This is a genomic window from Nocardioides psychrotolerans, from assembly GCF_943371775.1.
In the GTDB taxonomy this organism is placed as follows: Bacteria; Actinomycetota; Actinomycetes; order Propionibacteriales; family Nocardioidaceae; genus Nocardioides; species Nocardioides psychrotolerans_A.
The window spans coordinates 1-21,984 of sequence record NZ_CALRWD010000059.1 but is presented as its reverse complement, the minus strand read 5'-3'; the positions used below and the strand labels follow the sequence as shown (position 1 = coordinate 21,984).

Below are 21,984 nucleotides of genomic sequence, written 5' to 3'. Positions count from 1 at the left end.
GCGAAGCGAGGCCCCACAGTGGTTGAGGTGCGAGCGAAGCGAGGCCCCACGGTGGTTGAGGTGCGAGCGAAGCGAGCCTCGAAACCACTCATCGCTGCCGCCTCCTGTACGTCACCCGGCACGGCTGCTGGAGCTGGATCACCATCTTGGAGACGTCGTCGCGGTAGTCCTCGGACGGCTGCGTCATCTCGAACTCGTAGTCGCGCAGGATCACCGAGAAGATCGCCTTGAGCTGCATCATCGCGAAGGCCGAGCCCACGCAGCGGTGCTTGCCGGCGCCGAAGGGGATCCAGGTCCAGCGGTTGACTAGGTCCTCCTGGCGCGGGTCGAGATAACGACCGGGGTCGAACGACTCGGGCTCGGGGAAGTCCTCCGCGATCCGGTTGGAGACCTTCGGCGACGCCGCGACCATCGTGCCCGGCGCGATGGTGTGGCCCGCCAGCTCGATCTCCTCCTGCACCAGGCGCAGCAGGATGATCAGCGGCGGGTGCAGCCGCAGGGTCTCCTTGAGCACGGCCTCGAGGCGCGGTATGGAGCGCAGCGCCTGGAAGGAGATCTCCGAGCCATCGGCATAGAGGTCGTCGAGCTCGGCAACCACGTCCTTCATGACCTCGGGGTGCCGCATCAGCTCGATCAGCCCCCAGGCGGCCGTGCCCGACGAGGTGTGGTGCCCGGCGAACATCATCGAGATGAAGATGCCGGTGATGAGGTCGGCGCTGTAGTCGACGGAGATCAGCACGTCGAGCAGGTCGCGCTCCTCCTTGGGGACCTTGCCGCGGGCTACCCGCTTGTCGATGATCGCCTGCACGAGCGCGACGAGCTCTACGCGGGCGGCGTCGCGCTGGCGGAAGGACTCGATGTCGGCATAGGCGTCGACGTAGGCCAACGCGTCGGTGCCCTTCTCGAGGTGGTGGTAGTGCTCGGCGAAGCGCGCGTCGAGCTCCTCGCGGAAGGGCTTGCCGATCAGGCAGCTGCTGGTGGTGTAGATCGTGAGCTCGGCGAACCAGTCGAGGAGGTCGATCTCGCCCTCGTCGCCCCACTGACTGACCATCCGGTTGATCTCGGCCTCGATGGTCGCGGCGTGCCCGCGCATCATGTCGCCGCGCAGCGCCTGGTTCTTCAGCATCTGCTGGCGCTCCTCGGGCGAGGCGTCGAAGACGACGCCCTCGCCGAAGATCGGCGTCATGAAGGGGTACGCCGCCGCCTGGTCGAGCGTGGAGTCCGGCGCGCGGAAGAACTGCTCGTTGCCCTCGGCGCCCGAGACCATCACGACGTCGCGCTCGGCCAGCCGGAAGCGACCGATGTCGCCGCACTCCTCGCGCACCCGCATCAGCAGGCCGATCGGGTCGGTGCGCAGCTCGGCGAGGTGGCCGTAGCCGTCGTCGGGCACGGCGTAGGACACCTCGGGGATGTCGGCCTGGGGCTTGCTCATCACGCCTCCTGAGGAGTGGTCGGAGCGGGGCTGATCGGCGCCTCGGGCGAGACCTCGACGAGGTTGAGATGGACGCCGCGCGGGGCGCTGACGACCGTGGTGATCGCGTCGGCGATCGCGGTGGGCTTCATGAAGTGCGGGTGGCGGGCCAGCCCGAAGCGCACCCACTGCTCCAGCACGAAGGCGGCCTGGTCGACGTCCCAGTCGCTGCCCATCTCGCTCCAGGTGGGGCCGGGGCGCACGATGCTGGCGCGCACGCCGGTGCCCTCGAGCTCCATCTGCAGCGCCTGCGCCATGCCCTCCAGGCCCCACTTGCCGGCGGCGTAGGACGACATGAAGGGCCGCGGCCGCACGGCCACGTCGGAGGAGACGAAGAGGATGTCGCCGCGGGTGCGGGCGACCATCCCGGGCACGAAGGCCCGCACCAGCCGGTGGGCGCCGAGGATCGCGAGGTCGAGCTCCTGGCCGAAGCGCTCGGTCGGCACCTCGTGGATCGTGCCGGGCCCGACGGACCCGGCGTTGCTGATGACGACCTCGATGTCGCCGAGGTCGCTCGCCACCGCCGAGGCGAAGGCGGCCACGGAGTCGTCGTCGGTCACGTCGAGCGCGTGCACCACGGCCTCGCCGCCCGCGTCGCGGATGGCGGTGGCGACGTCCTCGCACTTGGACGTACGCCGTGCCCCGAGCGCGACGGGGAAACCCGCGGCCGCGAGGGCCAGGGCGGTGGCGGCGCCGATCCCGGACGAGGCGCCGGCGACGACCGCGGGGCGGCGGTCGGGCTGGGCATACTTGCTCATCGCTTCACCACCCGCACCGGCATGGCCGAGAAGCCCCGCACGCTCGTGGAGTGGACGCGCACCGCGGCCCGGTGGTCGACCTCGACCGTGCGCACCCGGCGTACGAGCTCGCGCAGGGCGACCTGCGCCTCGAGCCGGGCGAGGTTGGCGCCGAGACAGAAGTGCCGGCCGCCGCCGAAGCTGAGGAGCTGGGCGACCTCGGCCTTGTCGCGACGGATGTCGAAGTCGTCGGGTCGGGAGAAGACCTCGGCGTCGCGGTTGGCGGAGCCGAGCACCAGCAGCAGCTTGGAGCCGGCAGGGGCGACCTTGCCGTGCAGCTCGACGTCGGCCAGGAGGTGGCGGGCGAGCATCTGGGTGGAGGGGTCGAAGCGCAGCGTCTCCTCGATCCACGGCACCACCGGGTCGGCGGCCTGCCCGGGGTCGGCGAAGACCTCGGCGAGCTGGTCGGGGTGGGAGGTGAGGTGGAAGAGCGCGTTGCCGAGAAGCTTGGTGGTGGTCTCGTTGCCGGCGACGACCATGAGGAAGAGGAAGCCGATGATCTCCTCGTCGGTGAGCATGTCGCCCTCACCGTCCTCGGACTCCTCGCGCACGGCGAGCAGGGCGCTGGTGAGGTCGTCACTGGGCTGCTTCTTGCGCTCGGCGAGCATGTCGGCGTAGTAGCCGAAGAGCACGATCGCGGCCTCCATGCCCGCCTGGGGCACGTCGCGCACGCCGTCCTCGCGGTGCACGAGCAGGTCGGCGAGCCGGCGCAGCTCGTCGCGGTCGGCTTCTGGCACCCCCATCATCTCGGAGATGACGTCCATCGGGAGCTTGCCGGCAAAATCCTGGATCCAGTCGAAGGAGTCGTCCTCGAGCGCGCGGTCGAGGTAGAGATCGGTCAGGCGCTGGATCTGCGGCTCGAGCTCGCGCACCCGTCGCGGCGTGAAGCCTTTGGAGACCAGGGACCGCAGCCGCGTCTGGCGCGGGGGGTCCATCCCGAGGAAGCTCATCACCCGGTGGGCGTCCTTGTTCCACGCGCTGGCGTCGAGCGAGACGCCCATCGCGTTGCTGTAGACGCCCTCGGTGCGGATCGCGTCCTGGATGTCGGCGTGCCGCGAGAGCACCCACAGGTCGTGCTGCTCGTCGTGGTGCAGCGGCGACTCGGCGCGCAGCCGGGCATAGACCGGATAGGGGTCGTCCTGGAAGGCGTAGTCGTAGGGGTCGAACTGGATCGCGTCTTCGGTCTTCACTGGTTCCCCTTGAGGATCACGGCGACGACGGCGTCGAGCCGCTCGCCCATCTCGGTGTAGGTCATAAGGCCCATGCCGGCCTGGAGCAGCGCGCCGGAGAAGGCCAGCGTCAGGGTCTCGAGCACGACCGGGTCGGCCTTCTCCCCCAGCGCCTCCTTGAAGCGCTCGACGAACTCCGCCCCGATCCGGAGCCGCAGCCGCTCGACGTCCGGGTCGCTGCCGAGCAGCGCCTGCGTCGCGCCCGCGGCCAGCGCCGGCTCGGTCGCCAGCGAGGTCGCCATCCGGCGCGTGACCTGCTGGACGCGGCTGGTCGCGTCGTCGTACGACGTATCGGTGGTCGCCGCAGCCGCCTCGGCGGTGAGGTGGCGCAGGAAGAGCTCGGCGAAGAGGTGGTTCTTGGACGACAGGTAGGTGTAGGCCGTGGCGGCCGAGACACCCGCCCGCAGGGCCACCGTGCGGATGGTGAGCGCCTCGACGCCGACCTCGCGCAGCTCCTCGGCGCCGGCCGCGAGCAGTCGCTCGGCGGTCTCGGCCTGCCGCGCGTTGGGCTCCCGCCGCGGGCCGCTGGACACCTGACTGGACACCTGTCTAATCTAGAACACGTTCTCGTTCTTCGGCAAGGGGTGCGCATGACCAGCACGTACGACGACCTGACGCGCGAGCAGCTCGCGGTCCTGGTGCCCGAGCTGCTGCTGATCGGTCAGCTGATCGACCGCTCGGGCATGGCGTGGTGCATCTCGGCCTTCGGGCGCGAGGAGATGGCGCAGATCGCGATCGAGGAGTGGGCCGGTGCGAGCCCTGTCTACACGCGACGGATGCAGAAGGCCCTGCGCTATGAGGGCACTGACGTCATCACGATCTTCAAGGGCCTGCAGCTCGACATCGGCGCTCCCCCGCAGTTCATGGACTTCCGCTATGCCGTGGAGGACCGCTGGCACGGCACCTTCCACCTCGACCACTGCGGTGCGCTGATGGACGTCGAGCCGATGGGCCCGGAATTCGTCCGCTCGATGTGCCACGACATCGAGGACCCGACCTTCGACGCAACCGCCGTCGCCACCAACCCCCGCGCCCAGGTGCGCCCCGTCCACCGCCCCCCGCGCATGCCCGCCGACCGGGCGCCCCACTGCGCGTGGACCGTGATCATCGACGACGCCCACCCGCCCGTCACCGCCCTGCCCGCCTTCGACGTCATCTCGCAGACGCTGGCCGCCGGCGTCGAGCTCGACCCCATCGATCCGGACGACGAGGGCATGGCCGACTACGCCGGCCCCCTCCTCGACGACGTCGACTTCGCCGCCTTCTCCCACTCCGCCCTCGTCCGCATCGCCGACGAGGTCTGCCTGCAGATGCAGCTCCTCAACCTGTCCTTCGTCCACGCCGTCGGCCAGCGCACCGACGCCGACGCCGCCCGCGAGATCTGCCGCAAGCAGCTCGTCGGCATCGCCGGCATCGCCGCGGAGCGCATCGCCCGCGCGCTCGCGCTGCCTCGCGACGCCGCCGGCGCCCTGCGGGTCCTCGAGCTGCACCCGCTCCTCAACCCTGCCGCCTACGTCGCGGCCTCGGTCGCCGACGGCTCCCTCTCGGTGCGCCCGTCGGCCGCCCACCAGGACAGCGGCTGGCTCACCCTCTGCGGCCCCGACGCCACCGACGCGTTGAGCGCCGTCGTGCAAGCGGTGGATCCGCTGCTCGACGTCGAGGTCACCGGCTCCCCCGACGACTGGACCCTCCAGGTCGTCACCCGCGACACCCCCGCCCAGGAACGCGGCGAGGTCGCCGTCACCCGCTTCTCCACCGGCGCTGCCTTCGAGTTCGAGCCGCGGATGTCGCTTCCCATCACGCCTGTGTGAGGTCGTGGACCTAGCCCACACCGCCCAGAATGACGCGGCCCGGTCGATCACCATCCGGTCAGGCGGCAACGCGTCGATACAGGTGGGCGCGGATCTGGCGGCCGACGCGACGCCAGGGGTGCGGGAGCAGCATGGCTTCGTAAAGGAAGACGGGGACGTCGTAGTAGTCGTAGTTGCCGCCGCTGTGGAACTTGACCCGCAGGGTGCGGGTGGCCCGGTCGTAGCCCACACAGGCGACGTTGTCGGAGACGACGGGGACCATGTGCATGTTGCTCTCCTGGCGGTGTGGTTTAACTGCGGGTCTTTCGGTTGGGGACCCAGTGGATGCGGCCGTCGCGGAGCCAGTAGTGGCAGCGGGGGTTGCCGCGGTAGTCGATGGATGGGTGGACGGAGGGCTGGCCGGCGTTGTTGGTCGTGACCTTCCATCGGGTTCTTGCGGGGCTGGCCAAGTTGAGCTCGATGGTGTGGCCGCGTCCGCACGGACAGTCGAGGAGCGCCCACTTGGGTGTCGTCACTCCGAGGACGTAAACGCACCGGGGGTCGAGGTGCTCGGGCAGACCACTGCGGTCTGCGAGGACCACTACCTGGGTGACGCGGGACTTCGCGTGGCCGTTGCGGGCACGCCGGTACGCGCGGACGACACGGGTCCAGGCGTTGGCCAAGAGGCGCTTCACTGGAGGACTCCGAGGAGGTCGAGGTACGGGGCGCGGATGCCGCGGCCGATGAAGGCCGCGGTGGCGCAGAAGCAGCCGGGGCGTGCCGGTCGGGCGTTGCGGCGCAGCTCGCTGAGGTGGGAGCGCAGCAACAGCTCCGTCGCTTCGGTCTTCCCGAGGCCGGTCAGGCGCAGGAGGAACTCGGTCGCGCCGAGCGCCGCGACGCTGGTGGTGAGGGTGACGACCGCGGGCTGCGGCGTCTCGGCCGCCCGCACGTACCCCTCGCCGGCGAGCGCCTTGCGGGTCTCGGGGTCGAGGTTCTCGGCGGCCGCGAGGCCGGGATCGATCCGGCCGCGGCACAGCAGGCACGCCGTGCCGGGCGCCACCCAGGTGACGCGCTGCTCGATCTGCACCTCCCTGCCTCCGTCCTCGCGCTCGGTCGGCGCGACCAGGACAGCGACATCGACGACGGGGGCGATGTGCGCGTACGCCCATCGGTTCAGGATCAGGCGGGCGCCGTGCCCGTCGACGCAACTGAACACGACGTCGGCGTGCGCGATCGCGGCGAGCGCGTCCGGGTGGTTCAGCGGCTTGTCGATCCGGACCACCGGGGTGCCCAGGCCGATCTCGTCGAGGTGGTCACCGAGGGCGTCCACCTTGAGACGGCCGACGTCACCGGTCGTGATGCCGTGCCCGCGGGTCGGCGTCGGGTCGGTTACGACGTCGTCGTCGACGATGACGAGCTCACCCAACCCCAGGCGCGCGACCTGCACTGAGACCGCGGACCCGGTGCCGCCGCCACCGATGACGGCGGCGCGCACGTGCTTCAAGGTCCGGTTGCCGTCCGGGCCGAGCATCCGGATCTGCCGGTCGAACACCGACAGCTGCTCCTCGTTCGCCGAATCGCCCCACTCCTCAGCGTCACCGGGCGGCAGGTACAGGTGGAGACCAGCGCCAGCGACCCGGACCGCGTCGACGACGACGAACTGCGGCGCCTGTGCGTCGAAGGTCTCGCCGAGGTCGTACAGGCGGGCGGCGACCTGCGGGGTGTCCGGGCTGCCGGCGACCACGATGGCCGCGTAGTACGGAGCGCCGAACGCGCGGGCCGTGATCGCCAGCTCGACGTCGACCTGGTCGTCGTAGGTGGAGAACTCTGGTAGGCCACGCGGGTGGGTGTGGACGAACACCGGGACCTGGTCGTGCGCCACGGCCGCACGGAACGCCGGCACCCACCCGGACGAGGAGATCGACAGGCCCATCGGGCCGCGCTCGACGTAGGCACCCTCGGGGACCGGCGCGACGGTCTGCGCGAGCAGCGTGATCGACCCGACCTCCTTCGGGATCCCGGCACGGGCGACGGACGTGTCCACGGTCGTCGCCGCGGTCCCCACGAGGGAGGTCGCGACGACCGCCGCGGTTTCGTCATCGGCGCCGAGGGAGGAGGCCAGCGGGGTGAACTGGGCCTCAGTGAACACGATGCGGGTCGACATCAGTGGCCGCCCGCGATCGCCAGCGCCCGCCGGACGTACGCCAGGTACGTCTCGAGATTGTCCACGCCCGGGCGCCACTGGCCCCCGATGTGGCGGCTCCACCGCTGCCAGGTCCGACCGACGTGGTTCTCGATCACCTCAGTGCCCGGGATCGCGGCGCCCTTGGCCGTCAGGGCCGGCGACACCCAGAACATGTCCGGGGTGGCGTCGGGGAACCCAATCGGCAGGCGCAGAAGTAGGTCGACGTGGGCCTGGTCGAGGCCTGGGGTCGGGAATTCGGCCAGGACAGTGTGGACGAACCCGTCGACGACCTCGACCGTGTGGCTGTAGCCCAGCGAGTTGAGGTAGGTCTGGTCCTGTTCACGGAGGACCGCCACGAGCGCACCCATCGGTCAGGCCCCGGTCTTCGGGGAGGTCGGCTGGCCGGGGTTGATGACGCGCGGCACCGTGAAGAACCGCATGTTCGGCTCCAGGTCGACGACCTGATCGTCCTCGATGAGCTGGTCGAGCTCATCGACGATGTCGAGCCACAGGTCGCGGTCTGCGCTGACGGGCGGCGACGGCACGAGGCGCAGCTGCGTGCCGGTGAGCTCGTCGCCCCGCGGTTGGTACTTCGTGCCGTCGATGTAGATCGGGGTCTTCCCCGGCTTCGGGTCCTTCACCTTCGTGTCCTGGGACATTGGCGCTACTCCTCTGTGAAGCGGGACCCCTCACCGAATGTGAACGAGAACCCGTGTTCGCAGTTGCGAACACACTCAAGTTAGCACATTGCGTCCGCAACAGCGAACGCTCTACACTCAAGTCAAGATGGCTGTCTCTGAACTTGAGCGTGCGCGCGCACTCTTTCCGAGTGCGCCAGACGTCATGCTCATCGAAAGCCTGCTGGAGGATCTGGGGCGCAAGCTCGAGTTGAAGTCGCCGACGGACCTGCATCTCGCCGCAAGCTTCCAAGGGGTCAAAGAGATCCAAGTCGCTGAGATGGACTGGGCTGGGATGCTGGTGCCGACAGGCGACGGCAAGTTCGTAATCAGGGTGCGTAAACACGACAATCCGCACCGAAGGAACTTCACGATCGCCCACGAGATTGCCCACACGTTCCTCCCCGGGTACGCCGTGATACAGCACCGATGCGGCGGGCGAAGCTCCTTGGGCTTCCTCGGCAATCGGCATCTCGAGAACCTTGCCGATGCCGGGGCTGCGGAACTGCTGTTGCCGCGGCGATTTCTGTCGCCGATATTCGAAAGCTTGGCGTTCGATATGGGCGCGATCAAACGTGTCGCCGCTTCCCAGCACGCAAGTCTGGATGCGACATTGCGACGATTCCTTCGCCTCACCAGCCGAGATGCGGCCGTCATCGACCTACGCCGATCAACGGTTCCTGATGGCAGCCCGAGAACGACCGTTCACCGGGTATTCAGCAACAGCGAGTGGTGTCCAATCGCACCCTTGCAACTGACCGGCCAATGGCTTCCTTCAAGTCACCCTCTTTGCGCCATCGTTGACAGCGCTGAAGCAAGCGACGTCATCGACCTATCCATACTCCGGACGACCAGCCGCACCGCCCACATCTCTGCCATCTCCGACCCGTACATCGACAACGAAGGAAGTCCTGTGATGCGCTCACTTATCCTCGCCACCCCACGTCGGGCCAAGTCGGTCCACGCCATCAGCCACGGCCGACTGCCTGAAGCGAGCTGACGGAAGCATGACTTCGACACGGCACGCGCACGAAACAATTCAGCAGGAGGACGTCGTCGAGCGCCTCGGATTAGACGAACCGAGTGCCAAAGAGATCGGGAGTCGGATTGCTGGACTGCGGAAGGACAAGGGCCTCTCGCTTAGCGAACTGGCATCGTCTGCAGCGGTAAGCAAGTCGTACTTGTCGACTGTAGAAAAGGGCAGCGGCAGCCGACCAGGAGCAGCGTTTCTCCATAAGATCGCACAGGCGCTCGGTGTCACCCTCGCCGATCTCGTAGGCCGCGAGATTGTTGCCGAAGTTCCGAGCATTTCCCCCGCACTACGTGAGTTCGCGTTGGAACGTGGCTTGCCCCGCGGTGACATCGAGATGCTTGCTGGCATCGCCTTTCGCGGAGAAGCTCCTAAAACGAAACAACGGTGGGAGTTCATTTACCGCGCGATCAGAAGCAGTGCAGATATGGACTACGAAGGCAGTTAGTTACAGTCGCTTGTCCGCGGTACCAAAGCGTCTGGGGTATAGAACCCGATCCCCAGAAGCGTCCCTCGTCTCCGCTTTAGGTCGTGGGACGAGAGCCGTCCCGAGCGTCTCTCGACCGCTGCTTACGTCAGCCGTGGATCGGCGTGATGAGGCGGCGTTCTGAAGCGATCCGTTGAGAACTGCTGTCGCGGCATTGAGTCTCGCCGGCTCAAGAGGCATGAAAGATCCTGATGTTCATAAGAGCAGCATCTGTCAGGACTCAGCGCGAACAGAAGACCCTCATGCGCGCCCCCACCTGGTTGGTTGCGCTCCACGCGCTCTGCAGGAGGGCATAGAGCTGAATCAGTTCGGGGGTGGGTCTTTGCACGGCCTTTCGGACGGACGAAAGACTGAGGGTCCCACCGAGAACCAACCAGACCTCGCGGTCTGCATTGGGGTCTCTGATGACGGATCGTGCGTGCGACCAGAAGGCCTCCCCATCGGCGAAGTTGCCTAGTCGTTTTCGATCGACAAGTTGCGTGACCTTGGTCTTGTCGTCGGTCAGCTTCCAATTCCGATTCCAGTCGGACTTCGCGGCGCGTGGCACTTCGTTGTTCAGCGGCTGAAGCCACAGTAGGTTTTTCGTCGCCTGAGACACGACCTCGTGCAGGGCCGACGGCGCGAGCTGGCTGCCATCTGCTGCTTTAGCGTGAATGAAAGCAATCCGGTTCGGCTGCACCGCGATGAAGTCCGCGATCTCTGAGTTGAGGTCGCCGCACAGAAGCATGTCAATCTTGCCAAAGTGCTCTGCCATCGCTGCGCTCGGGCCTTCGGTCGCCTGCGGCTTCCGAAGCTCGTCGATCAGGTTGAAAACTGATCCCGGCTCCCAGTCGTCGCCGAGGCGCCGCTTCCCCTTCTCGCTCCTTGCAGTATCAAGTGCGGCCACGGGCGTCAGGGCGTCTAGTAGCCAGAACCGGTCCTCGGCGGTGTCAGGCCTGACCGGCTGGGCGAAGTGACCGTTCGCATAGAAGAACTCGTCGCTAGCCGGGACAACACGGAACCGCTGCTCTGCATTAATCAGCGCAACGAGCTCCCGCCGAGGAGCGGATTTCTCACGGTAGTTGAGCTTGGTCAGGGCGGGACAAACGAAGTCGTAGCGTCCGCGCTCGGAGTTCCAAGAGAGATCAAACGGCAGGGTTTCTCGTTCGACTCGCAGGGTGCCACTTCCGTTGTGAATCTCGCTGGCGTAGTCGTGCAGGTCCAGCTCCTGGCGGGTCTCGCCATCGCCGGGCCGATCGAAGTCGTTGGCCACGACGTCGAGCAGTACGTGCAGGGGCGCCTTGTCGTCCGGAACTTTGGACGTGTCGGCGTAGCGCCGAAAGGTAGCTGCCGGGGCCATACGGCCATCGAGCGCTTTGGCAATCGAGTCTGACCACTCGACGAAGGACGCGTAGGTGTTGGGGCTGTCCCGACTGTCTCGCAGTCGTGATCGACTGATCCCGAGGTACCGACGGAATCGATCTTCGTCTCGAGAGGCTGGGGGGTACCCCTCGGCGACTGAGCACACGTACGCGTAGTCAGCGAGACCGGGCGCCACGTCCTCGATGGCTGCCGCGCGGATCGTACGCGCACGGACCGCGCGACGACCGAGATCCGTGTTGTCGAGCGAGACCGTCGTTAGTCGCGAGTCCTTCGCGAGAAGGCGTGACAGGCGGCTCGGCACCTCGAGTGGGATTGTCCCCAAGGATTCCGGCGTGCGACCTTCTGTATCGAACACGAACAGGTGGTGTCCGACGTGGCGGAGAAGGGTGAAGCCGAAGCGTGCCTCCAAGAACGCCGCGGTGCGTAGGTAAGGCGAGTTCGCGACGGAAACGAAGGGAAGGATGACCGCGTTCTCCGACGGATACTGTCGAGTCTGAATTTCGCGGTCCTCCTCCCTCCACTCGGCCTCAATCTCATTTGCGAGCTGGCCTAGGTCCATCTGGGCGCCCGGCCGATAGATGCGGGCAGCCAGTGGGAACTTGAGGTGCCTCCATGCGTTGTCTGTTTCAAGGCTGAGGGGAACTCGGAAGCGCCCGTCGTAGTAGATCGATGTCGGCGCAGCCGCGATCAGCTGGGTCACGAGCTCCTGACGTGTGGCAAGCCCTTCGCCTGCACTGACGTCGAAGATCTTGTAGTTGTCCCAGACCTCCTTGACGTCAAAGTTCGGACGATGTGCCACCCAAGCCGCGTCGTCCGTGTCAGACCTGCGTGGATTGCGCAGGACTCGCCCGATCTGCTGAACGGTTCCGCGGTCGTTGCTCAGACCATCGTAAAAGGCCAAGATTCGGAACCGCGGGTCATCAAGCCCCTCAACGAGTTTGAACTGGTGTACCCAGATCTGATCGTTCGTCTTATCGGGGTTCGGGACGTAGCGGTAGAGCCCGGCCGGCTCGTCAGTTGTGAACGACTCGTGGATGCCGATCGCTGATTTTCCATAGGGCTTGGAGCGGAGAAGCTCGACAAGCTCTCGAATATCAGTGGCCTTGCGGCAGCGCACAATAACGCGCGTGTCTGGGTGCGACTCCGTCTTCTCGTGGATGAGACCTACGAGTTCGGTCGCGAACACCGCCGTATCGGCACCTGTGAAGGGCACGAACTCTGGAGTTCGAAGAAAGCCGTCGTCGACTGCGTCGGCGTACGAGTATCCGTACTGACTTTCCGGATCCACAACGAAGTATTTGTGGTCATTGCGATACGGGGTAGCCGTGAGGAGCACCGTAGGGCGGGCGATTGATCGAAGAGCTTCAGACCAGCGCGGTGCCGGCTCGTAGTGACACTCGTCGACGAAGACTGCGTCAAACTGCGCGAACAGGTCCCTCATATCATCGGCGCCGCCCCCTGAGCGACCGTAGATCTGAAGAATCTTGGCGGTCGTCGCCACAAATACCGTTGGCTGACGAACCTGCTTCAGCGTCCCGATCTCCTTGGTAACCGGGAGGTCGTGCACCTCAGGGAAGGTCTCCGGTCGCTGCGCCTCCAGTCGCTCCCATACGCGGTGTCGAAGGTCCCGAGTCAGTTGATCAACGATCCCTCGCCACGGCGCTACTACCAGGACGTGCTTCTTCCGGGCTCGAACAGGCCGGCGCGCACTCAGGTTCTCGATGGCGGCCGCGATCACCGCACTCTTGCCGGTGCCGGTCGGCATAGTGACGAGTGCAGCGCCGACCTGGGCACCTCGTGCCTTGTTGAGATACCCGTCGATGGTCGTGACAGCCGCCAACTGATGAGGCCAGAGCTGCGCGCGAAGGGTCAGTGAAGGCACTCGCCAATCCAAGCGCTTCTCCATCGCGGATTCTTGAGATTTGTAAAGTCCAAGCGTCGTGGCTGCTCGGTCGTCCGGTCTTGGCATGTCGGGCGGGAGCCGCGTGGCGTCAGTTGCCACGGCTGGCCACCCCAAGACTCGGCCCGTGTCTGACCACGAAAAGGAGATTCTCGGCACCGGGAGCCGCGTCTTTTCACCGCGATCGCGAGCTACCTGGGCAACACCGGGAGGCTTCGCGCTTGGGCCCGCTGCGCTCCACGAAGGGCGCTGAGCTCCTGACGGAAACCGGAGTGCGCGTTCTGATCCAGGTTCAGCGGCAATACCAGCGTCTCGATAAGTTCGTGCTCGAGGGTCCATGGAGTCGCCGTCTCAACCCAACAGACTCGAGCATGGTCGCTCATCCACTGCGACAGCGCCTCCTCTCCGGCGCTGAACGTAAGGCGTGCTCCTGATCCAACGCGACGAAGTTGAAGGTCGAGCTCAGCAGCGAGGAGTGACCCGAGCGTCAATCGCAGCGTCGAGCCATAGGCGTTACCGCGATAGTGATAGCGAACCCTCGTTCGCATGGTCTGCCGACTCGGCTTAAGCCCATCGGCGCCCGGCTTCCTCGGCGAAATGCCGACGTACAAGAGGGCATGGCCGTCGACCACCCGGCAGCCGTCGACAGGCACGTGGGGCGGGATGGCGTCGAAGTACCAGGCGTATACGCCCGCGACCGCTGGTATCGGCGAGGGACGAGACAACACCTCGGGTCGACTGAATAACCGGCGAGGCGTCAACAACTGCGACGCCTCACCTCCGAGCGGTTCAGGATCCATGTCGCGAACCATGACACGGCGACTCGACAGCCACGCCGGTTCGCGTCATTCCGCCGCATATGGGACAGACGGCGCACCTCACGGGGCGTGGCGCCACTAAGCCAGCAACCCGGGGCGGCCTCGGGATCTGCGCTCGCGAAAGGACCCGTGAGGTAGACAAGGCGCATGGAACCCCGAGACCACGGTCGTATCGCTCGCTCCCTGGAGCCCCTGCACGCCCTGGGTTACTTCTCCCCGGACGTCGAGGAGGCGCTGGTCGGAGCCGGAGCTCGCAAGGGGCGCACGGCGTACTTCGCCTCGCGCTCCGCAGCGATGGGCCGGGTCGGCGCCGGCGTGGTCGCGGCGACGTTCTACAACTTCAACCCCGCCTTGGTCGCGAAGTGCGTCCCCGCCGCGTGGGACCAGATCACGCCCGAGGACGCCGTCGCCGCCCGCTACCGCGGCATCGATGCCTCCTACCGACGCCTGCTCGGCGCCGAGGTGCTCGCGTCCCCGGAGGTCGCGGAGGCTGCCGAGCTCGCGCGCCGCGCGAGCGAGGGCTGCACAGCACCCGGCCGACCGTTGTACGCCGGCCACGCCGACCTGGCCTGGCCGACCGAGCCCCACCTCGTCCTCTTCCACGCGTTGACGTTGCTGCGCGAGCACCGCGGCGACGGCCACGTGGCGGCGCTGATCGCCGCGGACCTGAGCGGCCTGGAGGCACTGGTGACGCACTGCGCGACCGGCAAGGGCTTCGTGCCGGCCGTGGCTCAGTTCACCCGCGGCTGGTCAGACGAGGAGTGGGCCGCCGCGACGGCTGCGCTGGTCGAGCGCGGCCTGCTGACGCAGGAGGGTGCGCTCACCGACGCGGGTCGCGACCTGCGCCGTGAGGTGGAGACCGCAACCGACCGGATGGGCGCCGCACCATGGGTGCACCTGGGCGACGAGGGAGCGCTGCGGCTCGCCGAGCTGGGTCAGCCGCTGGTCGCCCGCGCCCTGGCGAACGGCGCGTTCCCCGAGGGTGTGTTCTCGGCGGGCTGACCGGGGCGGCGGGCATCCCCTGGGCTCCCGACGTGGACTCAGCCGAAGTCCGCTTGTGGCTGAGTCACCGCCTCTGGGAGTGGTGAAACGTCCGCTCATGTCGATGATCCGCACGGGTTGAACAATGCGGTTGATCGCACGTACCCAGTGCGTGCGATCAACCGCATTGGTGGGGGATCCATCCGACTCTGGCGCGATCCGCGCGGTGAGCTGACCGGTGACCGACGGCCTGCCGACGTGGTGGTGATCGAGGCGACTCCTCCACGCGCCATGATGAGGGCGTTGCCCCCAGGTCGAGGACGCCGGGCACATCGAGCAGGAGCAGGAGACGGTGTTGCGCGAAGCCAAGGTCGAGGTCCGGCCCGTGGACCTGCGGGTCCTGTCGTGAAGAGGTTCCTCGATCACGAGGCGGCCCTCGTGGTGATGGCCGACAAGATGGCCGAGCTGAAGCCACACCTGCGGGGCTGGCTTCACGCGGGCTCGGTGCCGTTCGTGATCGCGGCGGGAGTGGTGCTCATCGTGCTGTCGCCGAGCACGGGGACCAAGGTCGGTGCGGGGATCTTCACTGGCTCGGCGCTCCTGTTGTTCGGCGTGTCCGCGATCTATCACCGCGGCACCTGGCAGCCGGCCGTCTGGGCGCTGTTGCGTCGGCTCGACCACTCCAACATCTTCATCCTCATCGCCGGCACCTACACCGCCTTCGCGATGCTGCTCCTGCGGGGAGATGCCCGAGTGCATCTCCTCGTCGGCATCTGGAGCGGCGCCCTGCTCGGTGTGCTCTTCCGGGTCTTCTGGACGGGCGCCCCACGCTGGCTCTACACACCGATCTACATCGGACTGGGCTGGTTCGCGGTGTTCTTCATCCCGGACTTCGTCGAGGGCGCCGCCCGCCTGAGCAGTGCCACAGCCGTGTCCGTGGTCGTGCTGCTCGTGGTCGGCGGCCTCTTCTACACCCTCGGTGGCGTCGTCTACGCACTCAAGCGGCCGAACCCCAGTCCCGTGTGGTTCGGTTTTCACGAGGTCTTCCACGCGTTCACGATTCTGGCCTTCGCAGCGCACTACGTGGCGGTCTCGCTCGCGACGTACGGCCTGCGCTGACATCTCCTCCGCCGTCGTCGGGAGCGCGGGGCTGCATTCATACCGAGCTCCCCGCGAGTTGATGAAGTAGAGGTCGCGGCCACGGGCCCGGATCGCCGCCTGGTCCGGGGAGCACGACATCGGGATTCGCGGGCGTCCCGACGGAAGAGGATGTCTCTGCGGTCCACGACGATCTCTTGGTAGGTCTGGAGGACGCTCGGATGGGGTCCCCCCTTGGCACAACCTGCTGCCTCGACACGGAGTCTGTAGGAGTGAGGAGGTGGCGCCCATGACGATCGCACACGCGGCCGCGCCGACGTTCGAGGAGTATGCAGCGGCGATCTGGCCATCGCTCTACCGCCGTGCCTACCTGCTGAGCGGCAACCATGCCGATGCCGAGGACCTCGCGCAGCAGACACTCATCAAGGCCCACGGCGCGTGGTCGAAGGTGAGCCGGGCAGAGTCGTCCGACGCCTACGTGCGCCGCATCCTCACCAACACCTTCCTTTCCGCGAAGCGGGCCGAACGGCGTCGGCCGGAGCGGCTGCTCGGCGAGGACCCGCCGGAGCTCGGCCCACCGCCTCAGGGCCCCGAGGACCGGATGGCGCTGTGGCCACACGTCCGCGCCCTGCCGCCGCGACAGCGTGCCGTCATCGTCCTGCGCTACTACGAGCAGCTCAACGAGGCGGAGATCGCCGACGCCCTCGGGTGCTCGCGCGGCACCGTGAAGTCCACCGCGCACCACGCGCTGCTGAAGCTACGAAACGCTGTCGATGGGAGTGAGGACTGATGGACTTCGAGATCGAGCGCACCCTGAGCCGCGAGCTGGACCGAGTCGCAGGCGACCTCGTCGTCCCCCCCATGCCGGATCTTCCGACCGCCACCGCCCGGGCGCGTTGGCACGTTGCTGCACCCATGCTGGTCGCGGCGGCGGTCGCCATCACCGTCCTGCTCACGGTGGTCACCCTGCTCACGTCGGCCGATCCCGACCGCGGAGAGCCCTCACCCGCACCGGCCCCGGCACCCAGCACGACCTCGGACGACGGCTCCGTCTCCAGCGCGGCGCCTGAGGCGCCCGTGGTGGTCTCCGGCGCCCTGTACGTCGGGGGTGAACAGGTGCCCGGTCGCTGGGACTACGTCCGAGGCAGTGGCATGCACTGGATCGGTCTGCGCGCCGACGGCAGCTGGTGGTGGGGCTACGACGCCCGCCCGCAGCAGCTCGAAGGCACGATGTACCAGCCGCCGGTGATCTCACCGAGCGCCGGCTACCTGGCGCGCGTCCTGAGCGAGGACGGCGGTGCGTTGCTCGTCGGTGCCGACACCGAGGAAGGCGGCGAGGGTTTCGGTGGCGTCGACCTGCCGGGAGCAGGACTCGACCCCGCCGTTCGCGCGGTGGCCGTGACCGACGCCGGGCTCGTGATGGTCGCGGGGACGAGCTTCCAGCGGCTGTGGCGCCCGCTCATCGACGGGGAGACCATCGACCTCGCGCAGACCGCACCGGGTCAGGTCGTCATCGGCAACACGGGCGCCGGCCTGCTCGTCAACGAGGGCGACCTCGGCGCCGTCGACGGCACCCAGGGGGAGCCCTACCTCGCCCGCCTCGCCGAGGACGGCACCCTCGCCCGACTCGGTGCCGTGCCGACCCATGACGTCCTCGAAGCCAGCCAGCAGTGGCTCGCCTACGTGCCCCCGGGCACGGTGGGCGGTGAAGCTTCAGCGGCCCGCACCCTGCGGGTGCAACAGGTCGACGGCTCTGCGAGCGGCGTGCTGACGCCGCCCGAGGGGTGGCTCTTCGTGGCCCCGGGCTTCCAATGGGAGAGCGACGACCGACTCCTCGCCCGCGTCGTGACCGAGGACGGCGGAGACGAGGCGCTCGTCCGGTGCCGACCGGAGCCAGCCTCGTGCGTCCGGGTCAGCCTGCCCTGAGCCGAGCAGTGCGGGGCGCCTAGACCGACAACCTGGTGACGGTCCTGGACACGTGGTCGCCCGACCTCTCGAGGAACACGATCTCCCCGAAGTCGACGTGCGACCAGCCGTCCTCGTCGTCCGTCAGGGCCTCGGAGGCAAAGATGGCGACCGATGCCTCGTGCTCGTCGCACGCCTCGAAGTCGTAGGACGTGCCGTCGCTCGGGACGTGGCGACCCACCAGCAGATACATCGGCTCCAGGAGCATCGAGAGGGCGTAGTCGTCCGAGCCCGGAGCCGACTCCCGCAGCTCCTTCCAGTCCCCGGCCGGATTGGTCTCGCCCTGGTGCCCGAGGCCGACGTTGACCCCGATGATCCGGCCCGGCGACACCAGGGCCATCTTCATCTTGGTCAGGGCAGGGAGGCCGAGGTCCGCCATCGCCTGGGAGATCAGCGCGATCATCCTCTCGATCGCGCGTTGCACGTCCTGGTCGCTGTCGCCCTCGAGCAGCGAAAGCAGGAGCACGTAGAGGAACTCCGTGTCCGTCGTGCCCCGCATCTGCTTCAGGTATCTGTCCTCGCAGTGCTGGAGCAGCTCCCTCTGCAGGAGCATCCAGCCGGGCAGATTGCCGTTCTGGGCGAGGATCCACGGAGTCTCCTCGAAGGAGAAGGGGTGGCAGTTCTCGTCGACCATGACGACCTTCGAGTCGTAGGCGGCCGCGCGCACGTGAGCGAGCATCGTGCTCGCCTGGAGACTCGGGATGATGTGGGTGGCGTTGTCGTCGTAGAACGCCGCCATGGGCCGGCGGTAGAGGAGCGGATCCTCAGGCTTGAGCAGGTGCTCGCTCCAGGCACCGAAGCCCCAGCCGGCGAGCTGCAGGTCCGGGTAGTGCTCAGGATCGAGAGCCTGGTTGACCAGGCTGTTGGACGGCGTGAGCAGCAGGCTCTCGAGCGGCACTTCGGGCCCGATGTAGGCCAACACTCTGCACATGTGGTTCCTCCACTGACGAGATGATGTGCCTCGAGGTACCCGGTCCTCGACGACTCACCACCTACGCTGGCCCCATGTTCAAGCGCCGCGCCCGACCCGAGCCACAGGTGGTGCGCACGGACGCCGAGTGGCGGGCGAGCCTGGGACCTGAGGCCTACCGCGTGCTCCGACGCGCGGGCACCGAAGCGCCCGGGACCAGCGACTTCGAGCACCCGTCCGAGTCGGACGGCGTCTATCGGTGCGCGGGATGTGCCGCCGAGCTGTTCCGCTCGGAGGACCAGTTCGACTCCGGGTCGGGTTGGCCGAGCTTCTCGGACACCGCCGCGCCCGATGCTGCGGTCACGCGGACCGACTTCAAGCTGCTGTTCCCGCGTCGCGAGGCGACCTGCGCCAGCTGCGGTGGCCACCTGGGTCACGTCTTCGGCGATGGCCCCGCGCCCACCGGCCAGCGCTGGTGCATCAACGGCGCCGCGCCCACGTTCGACGAGGACTGAATCAGCGCATAAGCGCCTTCCCTCAGGCACGATCATGGCCATGGAGATTCTGCTCGGGGTCGCGCTCGTCATTCTTCTGATCTGGTTTGCAGCCCGGAGAGGTAGGACGGCGCCACCATCGACGCAAGGTCTTCCATCGGCTCGACGGCCAGCCCCGAAGTCGGATAGCCCCGCGCAGAGGTCATCACTCCGAGCTGAGATCGACAGGTCGGTCCAACGCGACTTCGGCCGCTCCTCCAGTCCGCCCGAGCTTCGCAGGGTGATGCCCAAGGTGTCGGCCGATCACATGCCCCCTCAACCGCGTGGCGGGGGCAAGGACGCCTGGTCGCCGCGCACTCAACAACTGGAAGTCGCAGGCGAGTGGTACCGGGCGGCGAACCTCCGCAACCTCTTCTCTCGCCACGCAAAGGTCTCGGAGTCTGGAGCAGAGATCCGCCTACCTGCCGTCCTAGTCCCTGACGCGAGTAATCCGCACGACGACAAGGCCGTGGCCGTTTTCGTCGATGACCTGCACGTTGGCTACATGGAGCGGCCGGACGCGAAGAAGTACCACGACCACGTCTCACGGCTGCCGGGTGGTGAACTCATCGTCACCTCACGACAGTGGCTACGCGCATCGGCCAACGACACCTGGGCCCGCGTCACACTCTCGTTGCCTCTTCCGGAGCATCTTCAGTGTCCCAACCCCTTCGCTCCTGACTGCGTGAGCCTCCCCCCGGGCGCGACCATCCAGGTCACGAAGGAAGAGCACTACATGGAGCACCTGGTGGGTCTGCTCGATCGGTATGGCAGCGACACGGTGGTAGCGGCGTCCCTCCGATCGGTCACTGAGGAGCGGCCGCGGTCGTCCGTAGAGCTGGTCGCGGTCGATATCGACGGGAAGCAGGTCGGAGTTCTGTCGACGGCGCAGACTGCAAACTTCTTGCCCCTCGTTCGAAGGGCTGAAGAGGAGGGCAGGCCGATCTTCTGCAGAGCGTCTCTGCGTGGCAACACGCTGAAGGCCGATGTGGCACTTCACGCCAGAAAGGCTCACGAGCTCGACGAAGACGAGTTGCAGGACCTCTTCGCCCATCGCGAAATCTAGGAAGCGACACCTGGCCGAAAGGACCTGCCGATTCGTTGCTCCTCAGCTTGACTGGGATCCGACACCGAGCGGAGCTCCCCATGCCGAAAGTTCATCCCTACTCGCGCCACGAATTTCGCCGAAGGCTGCGTGCGTGGCTGCGGCGCAACCTCACTCTCGTCATCGGTGGCGCAGCAGGGCTGATTGCTCTCATCGCTGTTGTCACGGGGCTGTTGCTGGCGACCATGCCTGCGTCGGCCTTTCGCTCCTGGCTCCTCGGGGGATTGCAAGTTGGCTTGATCGCTACGTACCTCCATGTTCTCTACTCAGCATTCTTGGCGCACGACGCAGAGGCGATCCGACACGTGCGCGGCGCCTGGGGCGAGGACAACACCCGCTCAGAGCTGCAGCGCGCTGAACGCAAGCGCCTGGTCTGGGGTTGGGTGGACAGCCTCTCGTTGCAGCACGGAGACATCGACCATCTCGTGGTCACAAGACTTGGTGGTCTCGTGGCGATCGACTCGAAGTGGCGGAGCGAGGTCCGAGACAGGGACGAGATGGCACGGGCGGCTCAGAAGGTCCGCCTCAGGGCTGAAGCACTCACGCGCGATCTGCTCAAGGGAAACGTGCAGGGCACTCGTCGCGCCAAGGTCAACCCCTTGGGCGTGACGTCGATCGTCGTCTTGTGGGGACCCGCCCAGCACACAGTGCCCGAAGGGGCCGCCGCCGACGGCATCGAGTTCGTAGCCGGACGAAAACTCGTCTCCTGGCTCGCGAAGCTGGACGGTCAGCCCGTCGACAAGGTCGCAGCCAAGGGCCTGATCAGCGGCCTCGAGGCACGTCGAATGCCGGCCGAGAAGACGAGGACGGTCCGGGCAACCGATCTCACGGCATGAATGCGATCACTCCAGTCAATCGCGACCGTGACGTCCGGTGCTGGATCGCGGCTGGGCTCCGTGGACTGCCTTGACGATGCTCGCCCGGCCAGATGGGTGGGCCAGCCCCAGACCAGCCAGCTCGCCCGGCTGGAACCACTGGAGATCGTCGTGCTCCTCGGGGGCGGCGTTGACCGGCTCCCCGTCCCACCGCGTGACGACGAACGCGTGCAGGTCGAGGGCAGGGTCCGCGACCGTCATCGCCATCGGCCGCGGGTCGTGGACGTGGACGCCGAGCTCCTCGAGGCACTCGCGCACGACGGCCTGCTCGGGCCGCTCACCCGGCTCGACGTGGCCGCCGACGAGGTCCCAGCAGTCGGCGTACACCTCTCGCGACGGGTGGCGGTGCGCCAGGAGGACGCGACCGTCGCGCACCAGCGCGGCGACGGCGATCTGGTCCCGGTCGACCATGACGGCACCGTAGTGCGGGACGGGAGGATCCACCCGGTTTCCTACGCGCTCCTACACCACGGAGAGCCGATTGTCAGGAGACATGACGAGCATCACCACTCCAGGGACACTCCTCGTTGCAAGTCCTGACGCTCGACGGCGCTAGCATGCGGCCTCCGCACCGAGAGGAACCGCGCATGGCCACCGACTACGACGCATCACGCAAGACCGAGGACGAGCAGAAGGAAGAGAGCCTGGAGGCGCGTCGTCTGACCTCGGGCGAGCAGGACAAGACGTCGGGCCAGGTGGACGTCGACGAGGCCGAGATGGCCGAGTCCTACGAGCTCCCCGGTGCCGACCTCTCGAGCGAGACCCTCTCCA

General features: G+C 67.3%; 22 protein-coding genes. 11 read left to right on the top strand and 11 right to left on the bottom strand.

The features are described 5' to 3' along the window. Positions 1-88: 88 nt before the first annotated feature. Genes AAG827_RS15810 through AAG827_RS15795 form a run of 4 tightly spaced genes read right to left on the bottom strand, consistent with a single transcriptional unit; the run spans position 89 to position 4,042 of the window. Positions 89-1,432 carry a cytochrome P450 gene (locus tag AAG827_RS15810; RefSeq protein ID WP_341927111.1) on the bottom strand — a complete coding sequence of 448 codons (1,344 nt, stop codon included), beginning with the start codon at positions 1,430-1,432 and terminating at the stop codon, positions 89-91. Next, positions 1,432-2,229 carry an SDR family oxidoreductase gene (locus tag AAG827_RS15805; RefSeq protein WP_341927110.1) on the bottom strand — a complete coding sequence of 266 codons (798 nt, stop codon included), beginning with the start codon at positions 2,227-2,229 and terminating at the stop codon, positions 1,432-1,434. The genes AAG827_RS15810 and AAG827_RS15805 overlap by 1 nt, the downstream gene beginning before the upstream one ends. After that, positions 2,226-3,458, bottom strand: a complete 1,233-nt coding sequence (locus AAG827_RS15800; RefSeq protein ID WP_341927108.1) for a cytochrome P450 — start codon at positions 3,456-3,458, stop codon at positions 2,226-2,228. Before AAG827_RS15800 ends, AAG827_RS15805 begins: the two co-directional genes overlap by 4 nt. Continuing rightward, positions 3,455-4,042 (bottom strand): helix-turn-helix domain-containing protein, encoded by a 588-nt coding sequence (locus AAG827_RS15795; RefSeq protein ID WP_341927107.1) that lies wholly within the window; start codon positions 4,040-4,042, stop codon positions 3,455-3,457. Before AAG827_RS15795 ends, AAG827_RS15800 begins: the two co-directional genes overlap by 4 nt. A 45-nt stretch (positions 4,043-4,087) precedes the next feature. Here AAG827_RS15795 and AAG827_RS15790 point away from each other — a divergent pair, with 45 nt between their 5' ends. After that, a complete protein-coding gene (locus tag AAG827_RS15790) occupies positions 4,088-5,308 on the top strand; it encodes a hypothetical protein (protein WP_341927106.1) in 1,221 nt (406 codons plus the stop codon). Positions 5,309-5,366: 58 nt separating this feature from the next. Here the strand turns inward: AAG827_RS15790 and AAG827_RS15785 are convergent, their stop codons facing one another. The 4 genes from AAG827_RS15785 to AAG827_RS15770 form a co-directional block, all read right to left on the bottom strand. Next, positions 5,367-5,576, bottom strand: coding sequence for a KTSC domain-containing protein (locus tag AAG827_RS15785; protein ID WP_341927105.1), 210 nt, complete (start codon positions 5,574-5,576; stop codon positions 5,367-5,369). A 402-nt stretch (positions 5,577-5,978) separates the two neighbouring features. Further along, positions 5,979-7,451, bottom strand: coding sequence for a ThiF family adenylyltransferase (locus tag AAG827_RS15780; protein WP_341927104.1), 1,473 nt, complete (start codon positions 7,449-7,451; stop codon positions 5,979-5,981). Then, a complete protein-coding gene (locus AAG827_RS15775; RefSeq protein WP_341927102.1) occupies positions 7,451-7,828 on the bottom strand; it encodes an E2/UBC family protein in 378 nt (125 codons plus the stop codon). The genes AAG827_RS15780 and AAG827_RS15775 overlap by 1 nt, the downstream gene beginning before the upstream one ends. A 15-nt stretch (positions 7,829-7,843) precedes the next feature. Continuing rightward, on the bottom strand, positions 7,844-8,131 hold the full coding sequence (locus AAG827_RS15770; protein WP_341927101.1) for a hypothetical protein: 288 nt from the start codon (positions 8,129-8,131) through the stop codon (positions 7,844-7,846). 127 nt (positions 8,132-8,258) lie between these two features. On the opposite strand from AAG827_RS15770, the gene AAG827_RS15765 reads away from it, so the two are divergent. Together AAG827_RS15765 and AAG827_RS15760 are read left to right on the top strand one after the other, a co-directional pair. Continuing rightward, positions 8,259-9,149 (top strand): ImmA/IrrE family metallo-endopeptidase, encoded by an 891-nt coding sequence (locus tag AAG827_RS15765; RefSeq protein ID WP_341927100.1) that lies wholly within the window; start codon positions 8,259-8,261, stop codon positions 9,147-9,149. 7 nt (positions 9,150-9,156) lie between these two features. Then, positions 9,157-9,627, top strand: a complete 471-nt coding sequence (locus AAG827_RS15760) for a helix-turn-helix transcriptional regulator (protein ID WP_341927099.1) — start codon at positions 9,157-9,159, stop codon at positions 9,625-9,627. A gap of 259 nt (positions 9,628-9,886) precedes the next feature. On the opposite strand, the gene AAG827_RS15755 is transcribed toward AAG827_RS15760, so the two are convergent. Next, positions 9,887-12,934 (bottom strand): DEAD/DEAH box helicase family protein, encoded by a 3,048-nt coding sequence (locus tag AAG827_RS15755; protein WP_341927098.1) that lies wholly within the window; start codon positions 12,932-12,934, stop codon positions 9,887-9,889. A gap of 959 nt (positions 12,935-13,893) precedes the next feature. On the opposite strand from AAG827_RS15755, the gene AAG827_RS15750 reads away from it, so the two are divergent. From AAG827_RS15750 to AAG827_RS15735, 4 genes are all read left to right on the top strand, one after another. Beyond that, a complete protein-coding gene (locus AAG827_RS15750; RefSeq protein WP_341927097.1) occupies positions 13,894-14,748 on the top strand; it encodes a hypothetical protein in 855 nt (284 codons plus the stop codon). Positions 14,749-15,132: 384 nt separating this feature from the next. Further along, entirely contained in the window at positions 15,133-15,846 is a 714-nt protein-coding gene (locus AAG827_RS15745) for a hemolysin III family protein (RefSeq protein ID WP_341927095.1), read from the top strand. A 268-nt stretch (positions 15,847-16,114) separates the two neighbouring features. Next, positions 16,115-16,615: a SigE family RNA polymerase sigma factor gene (locus AAG827_RS15740; RefSeq protein WP_341927094.1), complete on the top strand. Its 501-nt coding sequence runs from the start codon at positions 16,115-16,117 to the stop codon at positions 16,613-16,615. Continuing rightward, positions 16,615-17,751 carry a hypothetical protein gene (locus AAG827_RS15735; protein WP_341927093.1) on the top strand — a complete coding sequence of 379 codons (1,137 nt, stop codon included), beginning with the start codon at positions 16,615-16,617 and terminating at the stop codon, positions 17,749-17,751. The genes AAG827_RS15740 and AAG827_RS15735 overlap by 1 nt, the downstream gene beginning before the upstream one ends. 19 nt (positions 17,752-17,770) lie before the next feature. Here AAG827_RS15735 and AAG827_RS15730 read toward each other — a convergent pair whose 3' ends face one another. Beyond that, on the bottom strand, positions 17,771-18,721 hold the full coding sequence (locus tag AAG827_RS15730) for a class II glutamine amidotransferase (RefSeq protein WP_341927092.1): 951 nt from the start codon (positions 18,719-18,721) through the stop codon (positions 17,771-17,773). Between the two features lie 74 nt (positions 18,722-18,795). Here AAG827_RS15730 and msrB point away from each other — a divergent pair, with 74 nt between their 5' ends. From msrB to AAG827_RS15715, 3 genes are all read left to right on the top strand, one after another. Further along, a complete protein-coding gene (msrB, locus tag AAG827_RS15725; RefSeq protein ID WP_341927090.1) occupies positions 18,796-19,215 on the top strand; it encodes a peptide-methionine (R)-S-oxide reductase MsrB in 420 nt (139 codons plus the stop codon). A 259-nt stretch (positions 19,216-19,474) separates the two neighbouring features. Continuing rightward, the gene (locus tag AAG827_RS15720; RefSeq protein WP_341927089.1) at positions 19,475-20,299 is read left to right on the top strand and encodes a hypothetical protein; all 825 of its coding nucleotides are present in this window, start codon (positions 19,475-19,477) and stop codon (positions 20,297-20,299) included. Between the two features lie 80 nt (positions 20,300-20,379). Beyond that, positions 20,380-21,174 (top strand): nuclease-related domain-containing protein, encoded by a 795-nt coding sequence (locus AAG827_RS15715; protein WP_341927088.1) that lies wholly within the window; start codon positions 20,380-20,382, stop codon positions 21,172-21,174. 15 nt (positions 21,175-21,189) lie between these two features. Here AAG827_RS15715 and AAG827_RS15710 read toward each other — a convergent pair whose 3' ends face one another. Next, complete coding sequence (locus AAG827_RS15710; RefSeq protein ID WP_341927087.1) at positions 21,190-21,624, bottom strand: NUDIX domain-containing protein; 435 nt, start codon at positions 21,622-21,624, stop codon at positions 21,190-21,192. 176 nt (positions 21,625-21,800) lie between these two features. Between AAG827_RS15710 and AAG827_RS15705 the strand changes: the two genes are divergently transcribed. Next, a partial coding sequence (locus AAG827_RS15705; protein WP_341927086.1) for a DUF4193 family protein occupies positions 21,801-21,984 on the top strand: 184 nt, incomplete at its 3' end.

Bases quoted from the DNA above. Each gene is read 5' to 3' on its own strand.
- AAG827_RS15810 (WP_341927111.1), bottom strand. From the start codon at position 1,432: ATGAGCAAGCCCCAGGCCGACATCCCCGAGGTGTCCTACGCCGTGCCC.
- AAG827_RS15805 (WP_341927110.1), bottom strand. From the start codon at position 2,229: ATGAGCAAGTATGCCCAGCCCGACCGCCGCCCCGCGGTCGTCGCCGGC.
- AAG827_RS15790 (WP_341927106.1), top strand. From the start codon at position 4,088: ATGACCAGCACGTACGACGACCTGACGCGCGAGCAGCTCGCGGTCCTG.
- AAG827_RS15785 (WP_341927105.1), bottom strand. From the start codon at position 5,576: ATGCACATGGTCCCCGTCGTCTCCGACAACGTCGCCTGTGTGGGCTAC.
- AAG827_RS15780 (WP_341927104.1), bottom strand. From the start codon at position 7,451: ATGTCGACCCGCATCGTGTTCACTGAGGCCCAGTTCACCCCGCTGGCC.
- AAG827_RS15770 (WP_341927101.1), bottom strand. From the start codon at position 8,131: ATGTCCCAGGACACGAAGGTGAAGGACCCGAAGCCGGGGAAGACCCCG.
- AAG827_RS15765 (WP_341927100.1), top strand. From the start codon at position 8,259: ATGGCTGTCTCTGAACTTGAGCGTGCGCGCGCACTCTTTCCGAGTGCG.
- AAG827_RS15760 (WP_341927099.1), top strand. From the start codon at position 9,157: ATGACTTCGACACGGCACGCGCACGAAACAATTCAGCAGGAGGACGTC.
- AAG827_RS15755 (WP_341927098.1), bottom strand. From the start codon at position 12,934: ATGGAGAAGCGCTTGGATTGGCGAGTGCCTTCACTGACCCTTCGCGCG.
- AAG827_RS15750 (WP_341927097.1), top strand. From the start codon at position 13,894: ATGGAACCCCGAGACCACGGTCGTATCGCTCGCTCCCTGGAGCCCCTG.
- AAG827_RS15740 (WP_341927094.1), top strand. From the start codon at position 16,115: ATGACGATCGCACACGCGGCCGCGCCGACGTTCGAGGAGTATGCAGCG.
- AAG827_RS15735 (WP_341927093.1), top strand. From the start codon at position 16,615: ATGGACTTCGAGATCGAGCGCACCCTGAGCCGCGAGCTGGACCGAGTC.
- AAG827_RS15730 (WP_341927092.1), bottom strand. From the start codon at position 18,721: ATGTGCAGAGTGTTGGCCTACATCGGGCCCGAAGTGCCGCTCGAGAGC.
- msrB (WP_341927090.1), top strand. From the start codon at position 18,796: ATGTTCAAGCGCCGCGCCCGACCCGAGCCACAGGTGGTGCGCACGGAC.
- AAG827_RS15715 (WP_341927088.1), top strand. From the start codon at position 20,380: ATGCCGAAAGTTCATCCCTACTCGCGCCACGAATTTCGCCGAAGGCTG.
- AAG827_RS15710 (WP_341927087.1), bottom strand. From the start codon at position 21,624: ATGGTCGACCGGGACCAGATCGCCGTCGCCGCGCTGGTGCGCGACGGT.